Source organism: Massilicoli timonensis (assembly GCF_900199515.1).
GTDB lineage: Bacteria > Bacillota_I > Bacilli_A > Erysipelotrichales > Erysipelotrichaceae > Massilicoli > Massilicoli timonensis.
In genome coordinates this window covers 1,665,590-1,680,498 of record NZ_LT963434.1, presented here as the reverse complement: position 1 = coordinate 1,680,498, position 14,909 = coordinate 1,665,590, and the positions used below count along the sequence as shown (strand labels likewise).

The following is a 14,909-nucleotide window of genomic DNA, read 5'->3' as shown; positions in this document are numbered from 1 at the left end:
GTAAAAATGCCACAAGCCTGTGAAAGCCGCGGCGGTGTGTGTTTGTTCTCATATAGAAAGACCTCACTTTCATAAATAGTGAAGGACGGCTCCTTATTCGCCGTCCTCCTGATTGCCTTCCGAAGTCCTGTCGTCAAAATCATCCTCCGACAGATAATCCGGCTCACCGTAAGCCTCGTCCGGGTCAAAACCTTCTCCGTAAGCCTCATCCTCGTCAAATTCTTCGTCATCCTCCGCCTGCTGCTTCGGACGCACGATCTTGACATAGTAACCGACTCCGCCGACAGCAAGCAGGGCGACCACAATAAAAATGATCGTGCCAACGCTGCCACTGTCTTTTTCCGGCTGTTCCGGTTCGTCTGGTTCTTCCGGCTCCGTGACCGCCGCTTTTCCCGTACAGCCATTCAGGTCATTCTTACAAAGCGGACAATCCGTATTGACGTTTCCGGCCTCGCACTTATCCGTACAGGTGCATACCTCCGTTTCCGGGATCACGCTCACGCTGCCGTCGCTCTTTTCGGCTAAGGCCATCAGGTCAGCCTCAGTAACGCCGTTCAGAAAGTAAACATTGTTGCTGTCACGTTTCCCGTCAATAATGAGGTAGAACACATTTCCCGCTTCGGTTGTGATGGTATAAAACTGTTTGTCGTCTCCCTCGCCGGTAGCCTCATCCAGCACCGTACCGGTGCCTTCCGGGGTAAATGCGCCCTCCGGGATAGAAGAAACAGATTCCGATGAATCGGAAGAACTGCTGCCGGAGTTTTCTGTACCGCCGTTCCCGCTGCTCTGGGTAACAGTGCTGCTCGAAGCGAAACCTGTACTGGATGCACCGCTGCCGGAATTACCGCCTTGGGCGCCGGTACTGCCGGAAGAAGATGCCTGGGACTGCACAGACTGTACAGCCGGTGTCTCCGCAGGCTCCGGTTCCTTATAATAGGGATTATCAAACTTTACCGCATCTGAACGGTTTCCGGCATAGTCCACCGCATAAACGCTCACTTTTTTGTCCGTACCGGCATAATCCTTCAGCGCGACAGAGGCTTTTCCATCCGTAAGGGAATTGACGCGGTTTTCGTCAATATAGACCGCCTCTACCCCGGAATTGTCATCGCTGCTCTCAATCTTTACCGTTTCGCCGTCCAGCACCGCCGTAAGCGTAGGGGGCGTGGTATCTTTGCCCCCGGCGGCAAAGGCCGTCATGGGTAAGCTCATGGCACTTATGAGAAACACAAGTGCCATGAAGAAAGAAATCCGTTTAATCCTCATTCATGTCCTCCTGTTCCTGCGGCGATGTCTCCTGTGAGGGTGCCATCTGCCGCGTCTTTAAGAATTCGGCCAATTCCTGGGGTGTCAGGTGGTAGCTGCGGGCCACCGCCACAAAATCGGTGTTCTCCAGCTCCGTTTTCTGTTTCTCCAAATCGCGGAGCTTGGCCTGCAGCTCCGCAATCTTTGCTTTGGTCTTTTCAATGTCTTTTGCCAGTTTTTCAATTTTAGGGTTCAATTTGTTACCTCCAATCTGTTATGGCAGACGCCCAAAGGTGTAAAAATGCTGCTGCCAGTAACTTGTATTGATATTTGCGTAGGAAATCGGGTCTCCACAATGGATCATCATTCCATTGCCTACATAGATTCCCACATGGCTTGCGCCGCTAGTGTTGTAAGTACCCTGGAAGAAGATCAGGTCGCCCGGTCTTGCGTCCGCGCTCGATACAGGCGTACACACACCCAAAAGTCCATCCGCAGTCAGCCTTCCCACGTTCCAGCCCACACCGCAGTTATTGATTACCCACGATACATAACCGGAACAGTCAAACGAAGTGGAAGGGCTTGCACCGCCCCACACATACGGATAGCCCAGGTATTTTTCCGCCTCCGCAATCATAAGCGCAAACTGTTCATCCTCCAGAGCCTCCGGCGGGATGTCATAGTCAAAATAGCTGCCCGTACCGCCTGCGCCAGCCGCCGGCAGGTGCCGCTCACTGGTATCGCCGGTATCGGCAAAATACAAAGGATTCAGGTATTGCCCGTCAACCAGCACCTCCAGGTGCAGGTGAGGCCCGGTAGAATTCCCGGTACTGCCAACCTTTGCAATCACATCCCCGGCCTTTACCTCCTGGCCTGCCGACACAAGAACCTGCGAACAGTGCCCGTATTTTGTTGTAAGGGTATGCCCCTCGTAAGCCTCGCCCTCAATGGCAACGCACAGGCCATATCCGCCTGCTTCGCCGGCCAGCGTGACCGTTCCGTCATGCCCGGCAAGGATTTCCGTACCCTGGGCCATGCCAATATCAACGCCGGTATGGTAATTCTTTTCCCCGCTGATCGGGTGTACCCGGTAGCCGTAGTAGCTGGTAACATAGGGCAGCCAGTTCGTGCCAAATACATTTTTCACATACTGGCGGTTTCCTTTGGTCTGCAAAAGGATTTCGCAGATTTCTTTCTGGTCGGCGCTCATGCGTGAGACGATCAGGTTTTCCAGAGGGGCAGATGTGAGCGTTACATTCAGAATGTGCCACTCGTAAGGCACTTCTTCCTCGGTTTCCTCGCCAGTCTCCGGGTCCACATGGGTTTCTGTCCGGTACCGGATTTCCGTTTCCTCCGTAAAGGATAAGGAATACTGCTCGCTAAAAAGCTGCCGCAGGACGCCCTCAATCTGCGTATAAGTAAAGTTCTGATAAGCAGAGGTAAGATACCCCATTAAAACATAGGGGTCATGTTCAATGGCGCCGATATTATAGCGGTACTCGTCATAACCGGGCCGGTCCGTCTCCACACGGTTGATCTGCATTTGCAGATCCGTTTCCCATTCGGTATAGTTAAGCTCCGCATTGTTGATGTCCGCATCGTCCGCCAGGTAAGTAGAAGCCGCCAAACTCCCCAGCCCTCCGGTCCCCAGGTTGGAAAAAGAAGAAAACAGGGAGGTGATCAGGAAAAATACCAAAAGGAGCAGGACCACAATTCCGCAGATAACCGGGTGGCGCCTAATGGCGTGAACCACTCCGGCAGCGATTTTTTCCGTGGTAACAGCGGTGTCCTTTGCTCTATTTCCCGCTTTTTTCGCTTCTCTGGCTGCTTTGGCATACTGTCGCTTTAGTTTCTGTTTCTGCCACATCCGGGCAAGAAGATTTTTCTTCAGCTCCGGGTTGTCCTGTAATACCTGCCAGTAAGCAAGCCGGGCATTGGCTCTGGCCGATTTCTGCTGTAACTTTGTTACCCTGCGGTACGGTGCGGTTTTGTGGCGCCGGTACAAAGTGCGTACCCCGGCCTCGCCTGCAAGCTCGATCCGGTGCGCCGCTTTCGTACCTACATTTTCTTCCTCCACCTGATACACCTTTCTGTGGGCGTACCCGATTGCAGTATTTGCGCCTGCCTTCACCGGGCGTAGGGGCAGAGAACCCTTTACATGGGCGCGTTGGGATTTTACCTCTTTTTCAAATTTCAGCCTCTTTTTCGCTTTGCCGGTCTCCGGGTCGGAAGCTGTTTCCATCCGTAGTTTTTTCCGGGAAGGCAGACGCGCCTCGGCGTCCTCCAGCTTCTTTTCCACACGCTCGGCTCTGCGCCTTGCCTGGGTCAGCTTTTTATCCGCTGTCTCCGGCGGCAGCTCGTCAGCGGTAAACTCCAACTTGGAAGGGCGCTTCGGTTCTCCTTCGGCTGCTCCAGGCTGTTTCTCCTGTGGTTCCTCAGCCTTCGCCGCCTGCTGAAAACGCTGCTGGTACTTGTTGCCATACTGGTGCATCCGACGGCGGCGTTCTGTCTGGCCGGAATGGGCCGTGTCGCTGGATTCCTCCCGCACCGGGCGTCCTGTGTCAGAATCTCCGCTGAAAGAATCTTCATGCCGGCGATCCTCATATCCGAAATCCCTCCGGTGTGTTTCCGGTGTTGTGGACTCCTGAACAGAAGTGCCTCCCACATCGGATTCCCTTTCAGGCTTATGATCCAAATCCCTGCCTTCCGGTTCCTCCGGTATGGAAACATCTTCCCGCTGCGGCATATCGAAAGCAGACTGCTGTAAATCCTCCGCTGCCGGCTGCGCTGCGGCGCTATATTTCCGGTTCCGGCCAGTACCCGCAGAGGAAGGAGCATCCCGCGCACGTCGAAGGTCAAAATCCGGCTCTTTTTGCCGGGTGCCTGCAATTTCCTCCGCATGGGAATCACGGACCGGCATCCGGGTATCTTTCTTTTTCCTTTGAAATTCCCTGTCCCGTGGCATTGTTATCACCTCCTGTAAATCCATAAGGGACTCCAATATAATCCAGCACTTTTCCGCACCCTAAGCGATTGATACAAAGGTCATATTGCTTTGGGTGAGTCAATGCCATCTTTTCAAACCGGTTGGGCCGCCTTTCCAGGTGTACGCCGAACATACAGAACATACATCCGGTGCGTTTAGCTCCGGTGGTAACGAGTTTTCCGTTTCCTTCCACAATGTCGCCGTAAATACCAGAAGCGTAAGGAATCCCGGTCCGTTTCAGGTATCGCAGCACGTCCTGTTCCATCCAGAAAGACATAGGCTGCGAAGATGGCTGTTTCTTGGTAAAAGCATTACAGCCGGTAGACAGATATGCTCTTTGGCGGCGTATGCTCTCACAGGCCATCGTACCGATAATAGGTTGTAGACCCGTTTCTTTGGTAAACCGGTCCAAAGGCCGCTCCTTCATTACCGCACAACACTGATCCGAGATCAGAAAAGGCGCATCAACCAGATGCGCCCACTTTACATACCGCTGTGCAAATTTTGAAGAAGAACCATCCCGGTTCATTCCCTGCAACTGCATAATCGCCCAAAGGCTGCCCCTGCGGGCATAATAAATACGCCGCGCCACTTCTTTTGAAATGACAGGATAGCCATAAGTCTCTATTACCTTATGAAACGGCATCTCTGGGCGCAGCCATGTGACATTTGGAACCGTCCTGACAAACTCCCGGATTTCCGGGTATTCCAGTCCGGTATTGACAAAAGCCGCCTGAATGTCCGGGTAAGCCCGGCGCGCCAAATCCAACAGCACCGTTGAATCTTTCCCGCCTGAAAAGGAAACCGCCACTTTGCCGTCAAAATGCAGATACCACTCAATAATCTTCGTCTGTGTGACCTGTATTTTTCTCTCTAACGGCCACCCCTGCATGATACTTAAATCCTGTCTGGTATAGACGCTCATGCACCGGTCTCCGCAACTTCATCCGGGCGCGTGGTAAGTACGCTGTACAGCAGGGTGTCTTTCGGGAAGTGATCGACAAATGGAATAATCACATTTCCAAAGAACAAAAGCCCTTCGCCGGGTCCTGAATGGGTCACATAAGAAAGCTGGTGCGGGGAAATCCCCAACTGTTTCGCCAAAATCTGCCGGTCTCCCTGCGCCTGGTTCAGCATGTAGATAAAGTCTGAGTTTTCAAAAATATTCTCAATCTCACGGGAGGCCAGCAGATCCTTTACATTCTGCGTCAGACCGCTCGGTATGCCGCCCCATTTTCGGAACCGTTTCCAAATCTCAACACTGAAACTTCCCGTCTGCCCCTTCAAAAGAAGGTGGAATTCGTCGATATAGAACCATGTTGTCTTATGTTTGGAGCGATTGGCGGTAACGCGGTTCCACACCGCGTCCTGCATAATCAAAAGGCCAATCTCTTTCAGCGCCTTGCCAAGAGACTTCAACTGGAAACAAAGGACCCGGTGGTTATTCATATCAATGTTGGAACGATGGTTAAATACATTCAGGGAACCGTTGACGTAAATTTCCAGCGCCGTTGCGATATTCTGCGCCTCCGGCTCGGACTGTTTCAAAAGCAGCTCGTACAAGTCGCCAAGTATCGGCATCTTCTCCGGGCAAGGGTCCTGCAAATAATCCCGGTAGACCAGACGGGTACAGCGGTCAATGATCGTGCGCTCAATCGGGGAAAGCCCCTCCTTACCGCCAATGATAAGGTCACACAGCGACAGGAGAAAATCACTTTTCAGCGTGATCGGGTTCTCGTCATCCGAATAGTCCAGGTTAATATCCATCGGATTGATGTAGTTGGTGGAAGTCGGGGAAATATCAATGACCTGCCCCTGGGCGCCAAACTGCTGTACCAGCGGCCCGTACTCATTTTCCGGGTCCGCTATGATAATGTCGTCCTCCGTCAGAAGGAATACGTTGACAATCTCACGCTTTGCGGAGAATGATTTACCGCTGCCCGGCGTTCCCAGGAATAGGCCGTTGGGATTTTTCAGCGTCTTACGGTTTGCCATAATCAGGTTGTTACTTAAAGCGTTCAGCCCATAATACAGGGCTTCGCCTTCCTGAAACAGCTCACAGGTAGTAAACGGTACAAAGATTGCCGTGCTGCTGGTCGTAAGCCCCCGCTCAATCTCAATCTGATTCCGGCCCAGGGCGAGGGAGGACATAAGCCCCTGTTCCTGTTGGTAATCCAGGCGTTTTAAAGCACAGTTATATTTCTGCGCCACACCGGAAGCCGCAAAAATGTCATTGAACAGCTTTTGACGCTTGAAAGCGATATTCTCCACCAGAACCGTCACAAGGAACATCCTCTCGTTTCTGCTCTGTAAGTCCTGCAAAAGATTCTTTGCTTCTTCGCCGTAAGTGGCAAGGTCCGTTGGTATGATGTCCATGTCATAGCCGGAGCGGACCGCTTTCTTTTGTTCCTCAATCGTCATTTTCTGCAAATCGGACATCTTGCGTTTGATATTGCGGATTGCCTCTGCCTGGTCGATGGACTGGATATGAAGGTTTACCGTTACCGCGTCATTCAAATCCAGAAGGTCCGCCAGCAGCCGGTCCGTCAGCTCCGGGGCTAAAATCTGCAAGAAGGAAACCGCCCCGGAGTGGTCGCCCACCCGGAAAGTCTTTCCATCATTGGAAAATGACAGCCCGGAAGGAGCGATATAGTCCTTCGTGGAAAGCCCGGTTTTCGGCAGGTCGCTCCATTCAAAATGGAACTTCTCCTGGCCGTCCGGGTGAAGCTGGCTGTGAAGCAGCTCCAGACGTTCCAGGCCATTTAACGGCCTTGCCTGGACACCCAAAGTCTTGAAGTTTGCCAGCACATCGGTCTCAATCCGTTCCAGACGCATTTTTGCAGTTCGAAGATCGTCCGCCTCAATTCCAAAGGTGATATATTTGCGTTTGGTAAGGCCGTTGTTTCCCTTCTGCAACTGGCTTTTGAGCATATCCCCATATTCCCGGCGAATCCCATCGTATTCATCGCCGCGGATGGGAATATCGATGCTGCGGGCGAAATCCTGCATATTTGCCCGCTGGTTGATAAAAGTAAGCTGCACATGAATGGAAGCGTCAAAGTAATTGAGGAAATCACAATATCCCTCAAATATCTGTGCCTTATCATCCGCCTGTGCAAGCTGATAGTTAATGTCAAAGAACTGTACCGTCTTGGTATAAAAATTACCGCTCAACCGGCAGATACCGTCCCGGTACATCTCCTTATAAGGAATACTCTGCTGGACCGTCTGCGGGGCATCCGCTTTCAGCCCGGAAAAAAGGCCGCCCTTCTTAGGCGGTCTCCCATGCAAGGCAGATTTACGTCCTGCCTTTTTTGCTTCGGCGCGGGTCTTTTTGGCCTGCTTTACATTTCTTTGCAGGCGTCTTTCCTGCGCCTCCTGCTGCTTGGTTTTTGGCAATCTGTGATACCTCCTTTTTGGCAATCGATTTATAAAGATTTTCAGTCCGGTAAGGCCGGTTCTTCGGCCAGAGCTTATAGCGGAGCCGGTTCTTCAACAGCTTTTCCGCCGCCTGCCCATCCTTTTCATACATGGCAAAGAAGAAAAAGGGCATCATAAGTCCAATCATAAGAAGGACCGCCGCGGAATTACCGATAGCGCCGCGGGTAAGAAAATACACCGGCAGCCCCACCAATGCGGCCAGACTGAAACAAATGAGCTGGCGCTTCGTCAGGTTGAAGGCCAGCTTGGTCTTGACTTTTGTTAAGTCCTTTGGTACGGGTACATACGGCATCTGATTCACCTCCATTCACCGTAATCTCAAAATCCCGGTACCGTCAGCGTATATCGGCGCTGCGGTTCGCTTTTTCTGAAGCCGGACGATCTTTTACCTCTTTGGCCGCATGTTGCAGCCGTTCCCGGATAGACTTTAGCGACTGTGCCCGTTCCTCCGGCGGTGAATCTATTTCTTCCATCACGCCGCAAAGAACCGCCTCCCCGGAAGTAACCGCACTGTCCGGCCAATGATCCGCAATCAGTTTCAGCGGATTATCATAACGAAGAAGGTAATCCACCTCTTTCTCATTCGGGGAACACATATCCTGCATATAGCGGTAAGCAGCCATGACCGCGGCGGTTTCTTCGGTCCTGCCGAGTATGGCCTGTTTATCACAGGACATCAATTCTTCCCGGTAGGCGTAGAGGTTTTTTGTCAATGCCCGCATCAGCTCGGCATACTTATCGGAAAATGACGGTACCGGGTCTGCCTTTGTGAATCGCTCATACGCATTGATTTCTTTCAACAGTTCACAGATTGGAAAGCTGTGCGTATGTGTGTTATCTTCCTTACACCAGCGCGCCACATCCAAAGGGTCCTGAAATTCCAGAAGCGCCTCCACCTCCGCAGGTGTGAATTCATGCTCCACCTTCAGGTAATAATGGAGCTCCGCCAAGTCCTGCAATTCATAAATGGCGCCGATATTATCCGCATCCAGCATATCCGCATGGACTTTCAGGCAAACATCCAGCCGTTTTAACAGCAATCTTTTTGCGTCCTGTTCCATTCGGTCACTCCTTCCGTTTCGGCATCATGGCCGTACATTCCACTTCATTTCCCCATACATCCCAGCCGGGGGTCTGCTGCCTCGCAAAGAGTTCCACCCTGGGCTGGTCGCCCATGAGCTTTACGATCTTATCCCGTACCTCGTCCGGTTTCTTGCTGTGCTGTTCAATGTGGGAAATGACAAACTGATGGATTCCCGCACACTGGCGTTTGGGATGCCCCCGTATCGCCAAAAGACATACCTCGGCATTGCTCCGCGTCCAGAAGCCCATTCCATAAAACCAGGAATCTGCTTTCCGGTTCTGTTTCAGCCACAAAAAGGCCAGCGTCTTATACTTAAATCCCCATGCCTCCATCACACGGAACGCCTCGTTAAGCTGCGGGAAGGTAGCCCATAGAAAAAGCGCACTGTCTTTGGCCGCAAGTTCTGCAACCGGCAGTGCGCATATTTCCTCAATGCTCATAGTGGGATAATGCTTTTCGGCAACACCGTTTCCGCGTTTCATATCATAACGCCAGGGTGGGTCCGCATACACGATGCCATATTTTTTCTGCTCCTGCATCAACGGGCCTGCTCATTTTTTGCAGGTGCGGCTTTCGCCGGCTGAGCTTTCACTTTCCCGGCATTTTCTTTGAGCGCACCGGACAGCGAAGGTCTGTCCGCGGCGCCTTTGGTCGCTTCAAGCGTGGCCTGCAAATTTTCAATCGCCTGGCCGTACCCTTCAATCAGCGCATCGTTGAGCTGTCTGCGGAAATCCGCCGTTACAGGCCAGCACACATCTTTCCAGTTCCCTTTCCCGTCCTGGGTGGAAGGCATATTGACATACAGCCCCTTTTCACCGGAACAGATACGGAAGCCGTCGATCTTAAAACACCCGCCGATTGTCACATTGGCAAAGGCCAGCAGGTTCCCCATCGGCGCGATAGGACGCACACGGACATCCAGCTTCAGGCCCTCGGACGCCTCCGGCACCTGTACCTCCGGCTGCATGGTTTCATTGTTGGTTTTACTCATATGAAAAATCCTCCTTGTCGAAAATATAGATTGGTTACGCACTAATGCGAGTTAAATATACTTTTGGATAGCGAGCCTGTCTTAAACAGGGCAAAGGCCAGCAGGACCGTATAGCCCGCCGTACCCCAGATTGCTCCGTGAATATCGCCGGAAGAAGGGATTGACTGGACCAGCACCGCGTAAATCGCAACACAGACCAGAATCAAAAAGCCCTGAAAACCTAAAGCAAACAGGGAACGCAGGTAATTGGTTCCCATCTGCCCCCATTCACGGTTTGCCATCGTGGAAAACGGTATGGGTGCCAGGCTGACCGTGAGATATATTTCAATCATACGGCCATACACAATGACAAAGATTACAATAGACAATACCCACATGCACAGGTTAATGATATTGGTTTCCAGCCACAGACCGATCAGCTCCCACATTCCCATTGCTTCAAGCTGCGTTTCCAGATCAGACAGCGCAGCGGTGACATCCAGACTTCCGTTTATCACGCCGGCGCTCTGACTTACCACATTTTGGGCGACATCGAATACCGCCATAACGATAGTGAAACAGTTGGTAAGCAGATATGTGGCAACAAAGGTCTTGAAAATCCACTTGAAAATGTTGAAGGTATCAAAATCGTGCATGTTGTTTTTTTCAAGAATCATCTGAATCAGCTCATAGACCAGCACAAATGTCAGGATGATTCCCGCAATGGGAATGACGACGGTTTCAGAAAGATTCTGGATCATACTGAACACGCCGCCATTCCACCCCTGCGGCGTCTGGCCTACCTGCGAAGCCACATCCGAAACCTGGTTGTTGACCGACTCAAAAATACCGGTATATTGTCCTGTAATCGCTTCAATTAAGCCCTCTTTAATCCAGTCTGTTATCCATTCAAACAGACTGCCCATCCGTCATTAACCGAACAGGCCGGAGAGCAGCGGAATCAGCGTGGCACCCACCAGGGCGATACCTCCGCCCGCCATGAGCTGTTTTATCCCTAAATAGGAGTAAAACCTTGCTCGATGGCGGGCGGCGGCGTGTCAAAAAATATATGGAATTGTTTTAGAACCGCTCCGGCGTGGACAGGTCAGCCCTTGACCTGTTCCACCTCCGGGATGGGTTTGAGATTGAAGTGAATTTCGATAGAAATGTGTCGTGTCTTATCGCTGTCGATGTGTTCATGGACAACGATTTCTTTAATCAGGCGGTTTAGGATGGCTGCGTCCAGCTCCGTGATGTCGGCATATTCCTGAATGGCGTCCACCCATTGTTTGGCGTCCATCGCCAGCCGCATTTCATCAGCCAGCTTCTTGCGCCCCTGTGCAACCCGCTCTTTCAACTCGGCCTGTTCTTTCTGCGTTTTGTCCAGCATGAGATTGAAGTTGGCTTCGCTGATCCGCCCGGCAACCATGTCCTCATAGAGCCGCAGCACCATCTTTTCCAGCACCTCAATCCGTTCCTCGTCTTTTGTCAGGGAACGCTCCAACGCTTCCCGCTGGCCTTTCTGTTCGGCTTCGCAGGTGTTGGTCAGCTTCCCGGCAATGGCTTCCCCATCGGTCAGGGCAGCCTTGGCGCACTCCCGGATTTTGTTCAGGACAAGGTGGTAAAGGGTGTCGTACTCCACCCGGTGCTGGGTGCAATGGTTCTTGCCGAACGCCCCATAGGTCTTACAGGCGTAAATCTGCTGCGGGTGCTTGGCGTGGGTGGTGCGGATGGTCAGCGACTTACCACATTCGCCGCACTTGATAAGCCCGGCAAACAGGCTGGTTTCCCCGTCCTGCCGGGGGCGCTGGCGGGATTTTAGCTTGTCCTGCACGATGGCAAAACTTTTGCTGTCAATCAACGGTTCGTGCCGTTCCTCCACCACAATCCAGTCCTGCGGCTTCTTCTCCCCAATGGTGCCGATTTTGAAGCGGTAGTCCTTCTTTTGGGAAGCTATCGCCCCGGTATAAACGGGATTCATCAGGATGTCCTTTATCACGGAGAAATCCCACATATACCGCCCGTTTTCCGGGTCTTTCTTTTCCCATTTGGTGCGGACATTGCGGAAGCCCCGTTCCCGGTTCCACCATGTAGGGCAAGGCACTTTCTGTTCTTCCAGCCTGCGCCGGATGAAGTTGGGGCCGTGTCCTTCCAGCGCCCAAAGGAAGATTTGCCGGACAATGGGGGCGGTTTCCTCGTCCACCAACAGGTGGTTTTTGTCCTCCGGGTCTTTCCGATACCCAAAGGGAGCCACACAGCCGGTAAACTGGCCTTGCTGGGCTTTCAGAAGATACGAGGAATGTACCTTCTTTGAAATATCCTTGCTGTACATCTCGTTCAGGATGTTCTTGAACGGCGCAATGTCGTTGTTGTCCCGCATGGTGTCGATACCGTCATTCATGGCGATATAGCGGACGCCGTGACGGGGGAAGAAGTCCTCGATCAGTGTGCCGGTTTGCAAGTAATTTCGACCCAATCTCGATAAATCTTTCGTTATCACAAGGTTTATCTGCCTGCGCTCGATGGCCTTTAACATCCGTTTCAGGTCGGGGCGCTCCATGTTCAGCCCCGTGTAGCCATCATCCTGATAGACTGCCACAACCTCCCATCCCTGCTTTTCGCAGTAGCTTTCCAGCATATCCCGCTGGTTGGCAATACTGGCGCTCTCCCCGTCAAGGTCATCGTCTTTGGAAAGCCTGCAATAGATGGCCGCCCGGAAGCTGCCCGCCAGAATTGCGTCCATGCCTGTGTAGTCGTATCCGTTCATCATAACCGTTTACCCGCACAATCCAGACGGAACACGGTTCTTCTGAACCTCGTCTTTATTATATCCTAAATCTTGCGTTTTCGCAAGATTTTCCTTACCGGTATTCTGCCCATATTTTTGGGCAATCAGGCTCACAAAGACATCCGCTGCGTCCAGCTCGCCGTCAAAAACTGTGGTAACATGAATCTCTGTTTTCGTTTTTGCCATAGGCAGTTATCCTCCATAATAGAATAGCCAGACAAGGAGAAGGTCGGCAACGAAGTCCGGCAACGGGCTTCAAAAAACCTCAAAACCTTCTCTGTCTGGCGGTTTGGTTACAATTTATATTTTCTTTTATTTTTCTGTTGCTTTGGTTGCTGATAGGGGGAAAAGCCTGCAGTTACGGGGCTTTCCCCGGCAACCAGCCCGGCAACAGGCGTGCAACAAAGTCGGCAACGGGGTAGGATTTTCAGAAAGGAAGCTCCATCTGTTCTGTGACCTCCACAAATCCCTCCGGGATTTTTTCGGCTCCGTTGCTGGTGTCCGTTGCCGGGGTTTCACTCTCCCAGCCCTTCTGCCTGCCGTATTCCGGGAACATCCGGGGATTGGAAAAGTAGTGCCAGCCTGTGACACAATGGTTCATAATGTCGTTGACCTCCCGGATTTCCCATTGTTTCGGCTCGTCAAAGGGGTGGTTCAGGGCTTCCCGGAAAAGCTGTTTGGAACACACCATACTGCCGGTATAGCGGTCAAGGTAGGCTTGGATCATCCCAGCCTTGGTGTCCTCCGGCATGAAATCCCGCTGGTGTTCTTTGAGATAGCGCACCATTTCGGGGCTGAAAGACAGCTTAAAATCCCCGCTGCGGTAAATGGTCATGGCTTCCGCCCATAGCTGCTCCATGTAGGCTCTGGAAGCGGCTTCATCGTCCAAAATGTGAACTTCCGCCTGTTCCGGGTACACCATGACCGGCAGAAAGCGCCGGTTGCCGGAACGGTCAAGGGGCAGAAAGTCCAGGGCATTGGAAGTGCCGCCGAACACGCATTGCCGCAGCCTGTCCTCCGGGTGGGTTTCGTATGGGATTTTATAGACCTCCTTCTGTCGGCTCAAAAAAGACTTGATTTCCTCAATGCTCTTGGCGTTTGCGGTGGCGATCATCTCCGACATCTCAATGATCCAGTGGCCTTGCAGCTTGCGGTACACATTGTCATCGTCCAGCTTGCGAAGGTCATCGGAAAACCACTCGTCTTTCACGGCCAGCAGCCGGAAAAAGGTGGATTTCCCGGCTCCCTGACCGCCCACCAGACAAAGCATGACTTCAAATTTGCAGCCGGGATGAAATGCCCGGTGGATGGCTCCCAGCAGGAACAGCCGCAGGGCTTCATAGGTGTACTGGTCGCTGTCGGCTCCTAAAAAGTGGTGCAGGCAGGTACGGATACGCTCGGTTCCGTCCCATGAAAGGCCGTTCAGGTAGTCACGGATGGGGTGATAGCCGTTTTCGTTGGCAACGATCCCGATGGCTGCGGCAATCTTCTTTTCGCTGGTCAGCCCATAAGTTTCTTCCAGATACAGAAGCAGATAATTCATATCCGTGTCCGTGATGGCGGTGCCGGTACGGTGGTAGCCGATGGGCTTGATGATGTCGGTGCGCTCGGTCAAGAGGTTTTTGGCGATTGCCCCGGAAAGCAGCGGATCATTCTGAAAGACGGTCAGGCAGTTTCGGATACTGTTGCGGACGCCCCCTTTCTCGGTGCTTTCCAGCATGGCTTTGACTTCCTCAACGCTCCGGGGCGGCGGTGCTTCTTGCATGGTCTGTTCTGCGGCCTGCCGTATCTCCGGCGGCAAGCTCTGCCATTCGTCTTTCAAGATTGCTCACTTCCTTTCCACAGTCGATGATAAAGGCTGCCCGTTCCTCCATGTCAGGGGAGAGAAGCACATCCAGCAGATAGTCCACATAGTCCTGCTTTTGCAGGGCTTCCACAAACAAAGGGTGGAAATCCTCGTCTGGTGTGTTGGGGGCATAGTCCCGTTTCCAGCGGCGCAGCAGGTTTCGATAGTCGCATAGCACCCGGAAGCAGTACCGTTCCATACGGCGGAACCGCTGTTCCGGGGGTTCCTGCCGGGGCTTCCTGTGGCGGGGCGGCTCCTTGTCCTCATAGGGGATGGAAAACGCCTGCGCCAGCATAAGGGCAGCTTCCTTGGGGCTGACAGCTTCCAGACGGGAAACAAAGTCGATTACATCCCCGTCGGCCTGACAGCCGAAACAGTGAAAGCGCCGGTCAACCTTCATACTTGGGTTATTGTCGGCATGGAAGGGACAGACGCACATCCCGTTCCGTCCCACCCGGATTCCGAAATGCTCGGCAGCCTGCCGGGTGGTAACAGACTGCTTGACAGCTTCAAATACATTCAACTAAATCCTCCTGAAAATAAGAAAAG

Annotated in this window: 15 protein-coding genes; all 15 read right to left on the bottom strand. The window is 52.6% G+C overall.

All coding sequences use genetic code 11. The features are described from left to right. Window positions 1-93 precede the first annotated feature (93 nt). The 15 genes from C1712_RS10385 to C1712_RS10310 all read right to left on the bottom strand — a co-directional run bounded on the left by C1712_RS10385 (window position 94) and on the right by C1712_RS10310 (window position 14,883). Window positions 94-1,266: a DUF4366 domain-containing protein gene (locus C1712_RS10385; RefSeq protein WP_102269024.1), complete on the bottom strand. Its 1,173-nt coding sequence runs from the start codon at window positions 1,264-1,266 to the stop codon at window positions 94-96. Further along, window positions 1,256-1,501, bottom strand: a complete 246-nt coding sequence (locus C1712_RS10380) for a DUF4315 family protein (RefSeq protein ID WP_102269022.1) — start codon at window positions 1,499-1,501, stop codon at window positions 1,256-1,258. Before C1712_RS10380 ends, C1712_RS10385 begins: the two co-directional genes overlap by 11 nt. A gap of 18 nt (window positions 1,502-1,519) precedes the next feature. Continuing rightward, on the bottom strand, window positions 1,520-4,210 hold the full coding sequence (locus tag C1712_RS10375) for a CD1108 family mobile element protein (protein ID WP_102269020.1): 2,691 nt from the start codon (window positions 4,208-4,210) through the stop codon (window positions 1,520-1,522). Then, on the bottom strand, window positions 4,152-5,156 hold the full coding sequence (locus tag C1712_RS10370) for a phosphoadenosine phosphosulfate reductase family protein (protein ID WP_219718858.1): 1,005 nt from the start codon (window positions 5,154-5,156) through the stop codon (window positions 4,152-4,154). The genes C1712_RS10375 and C1712_RS10370 overlap by 59 nt, the downstream gene beginning before the upstream one ends. Further along, window positions 5,153-7,591, bottom strand: coding sequence for a VirB4-like conjugal transfer ATPase, CD1110 family (locus C1712_RS10365; protein ID WP_425436027.1), 2,439 nt, complete (start codon window positions 7,589-7,591; stop codon window positions 5,153-5,155). Before C1712_RS10365 ends, C1712_RS10370 begins: the two co-directional genes overlap by 4 nt. Next, on the bottom strand, window positions 7,530-7,964 hold the full coding sequence (locus C1712_RS10360; protein WP_102269018.1) for a PrgI family protein: 435 nt from the start codon (window positions 7,962-7,964) through the stop codon (window positions 7,530-7,532). The genes C1712_RS10365 and C1712_RS10360 overlap by 62 nt, the downstream gene beginning before the upstream one ends. Window positions 7,965-8,007: 43 nt before the next feature. Next, the gene (locus C1712_RS10355; protein ID WP_102269016.1) at window positions 8,008-8,733 is read right to left on the bottom strand and encodes a hypothetical protein; all 726 of its coding nucleotides are present in this window, start codon (window positions 8,731-8,733) and stop codon (window positions 8,008-8,010) included. A 4-nt stretch (window positions 8,734-8,737) separates the two neighbouring features. Then, window positions 8,738-9,295 (bottom strand): MT-A70 family methyltransferase, encoded by a 558-nt coding sequence (locus C1712_RS10350; RefSeq protein ID WP_102269015.1) that lies wholly within the window; start codon window positions 9,293-9,295, stop codon window positions 8,738-8,740. Beyond that, the gene (locus C1712_RS10345; RefSeq protein WP_102269013.1) at window positions 9,295-9,747 is read right to left on the bottom strand and encodes a SpoVG family protein; all 453 of its coding nucleotides are present in this window, start codon (window positions 9,745-9,747) and stop codon (window positions 9,295-9,297) included. The genes C1712_RS10350 and C1712_RS10345 overlap by 1 nt, the downstream gene beginning before the upstream one ends. Window positions 9,748-9,788: 41 nt before the next feature. Next, complete coding sequence (locus tag C1712_RS10340) at window positions 9,789-10,652, bottom strand: VirB6/TrbL-like conjugal transfer protein, CD1112 family (RefSeq protein ID WP_102269011.1); 864 nt, start codon at window positions 10,650-10,652, stop codon at window positions 9,789-9,791. Between the two features lie 6 nt (window positions 10,653-10,658). After that, window positions 10,659-10,739 carry a Maff2 family mobile element protein gene (locus tag C1712_RS10335; protein WP_121708447.1) on the bottom strand — a complete coding sequence of 27 codons (81 nt, stop codon included), beginning with the start codon at window positions 10,737-10,739 and terminating at the stop codon, window positions 10,659-10,661. Window positions 10,740-10,831: 92 nt separating this feature from the next. Beyond that, a complete protein-coding gene (locus C1712_RS10330; protein ID WP_102269009.1) occupies window positions 10,832-12,496 on the bottom strand; it encodes a recombinase family protein in 1,665 nt (554 codons plus the stop codon). A 6-nt stretch (window positions 12,497-12,502) separates the two neighbouring features. Continuing rightward, window positions 12,503-12,700: a hypothetical protein gene (locus C1712_RS10325; protein ID WP_015536493.1), complete on the bottom strand. Its 198-nt coding sequence runs from the start codon at window positions 12,698-12,700 to the stop codon at window positions 12,503-12,505. Between the two features lie 241 nt (window positions 12,701-12,941). Then, window positions 12,942-14,336, bottom strand: a complete 1,395-nt coding sequence (locus C1712_RS10315) for a virulence-associated E family protein (protein WP_425436012.1) — start codon at window positions 14,334-14,336, stop codon at window positions 12,942-12,944. Continuing rightward, on the bottom strand, window positions 14,248-14,883 hold the full coding sequence (locus C1712_RS10310; RefSeq protein WP_102269005.1) for a CHC2 zinc finger domain-containing protein: 636 nt from the start codon (window positions 14,881-14,883) through the stop codon (window positions 14,248-14,250). The genes C1712_RS10315 and C1712_RS10310 overlap by 89 nt, the downstream gene beginning before the upstream one ends. Window positions 14,884-14,909 lie beyond the last annotated feature (26 nt).

What these genes read in the sequence shown, in the direction of transcription:
- C1712_RS10325 (WP_015536493.1), bottom strand. Translation starts at nt 12,700, where the DNA reads ATGGCAAAAACGAAAACAGAGATTCATGTTACCACAGTTTTTGACGGC.
- C1712_RS10330 (WP_102269009.1), bottom strand. Translation starts at nt 12,496, where the DNA reads ATGATGAACGGATACGACTACACAGGCATGGACGCAATTCTGGCGGGC.
- C1712_RS10340 (WP_102269011.1), bottom strand. Translation starts at nt 10,652, where the DNA reads ATGGGCAGTCTGTTTGAATGGATAACAGACTGGATTAAAGAGGGCTTA.
- C1712_RS10345 (WP_102269013.1), bottom strand. Translation starts at nt 9,747, where the DNA reads ATGAGTAAAACCAACAATGAAACCATGCAGCCGGAGGTACAGGTGCCG.
- C1712_RS10375 (WP_102269020.1), bottom strand. Translation starts at nt 4,210, where the DNA reads ATGCCACGGGACAGGGAATTTCAAAGGAAAAAGAAAGATACCCGGATG.
- C1712_RS10370 (WP_219718858.1), bottom strand. Translation starts at nt 5,156, where the DNA reads ATGAGCGTCTATACCAGACAGGATTTAAGTATCATGCAGGGGTGGCCG.
- C1712_RS10360 (WP_102269018.1), bottom strand. Translation starts at nt 7,964, where the DNA reads ATGCCGTATGTACCCGTACCAAAGGACTTAACAAAAGTCAAGACCAAG.
- C1712_RS10350 (WP_102269015.1), bottom strand. Translation starts at nt 9,295, where the DNA reads ATGCAGGAGCAGAAAAAATATGGCATCGTGTATGCGGACCCACCCTGG.
- C1712_RS10355 (WP_102269016.1), bottom strand. Translation starts at nt 8,733, where the DNA reads ATGGAACAGGACGCAAAAAGATTGCTGTTAAAACGGCTGGATGTTTGC.
- C1712_RS10385 (WP_102269024.1), bottom strand. Translation starts at nt 1,266, where the DNA reads ATGAGGATTAAACGGATTTCTTTCTTCATGGCACTTGTGTTTCTCATA.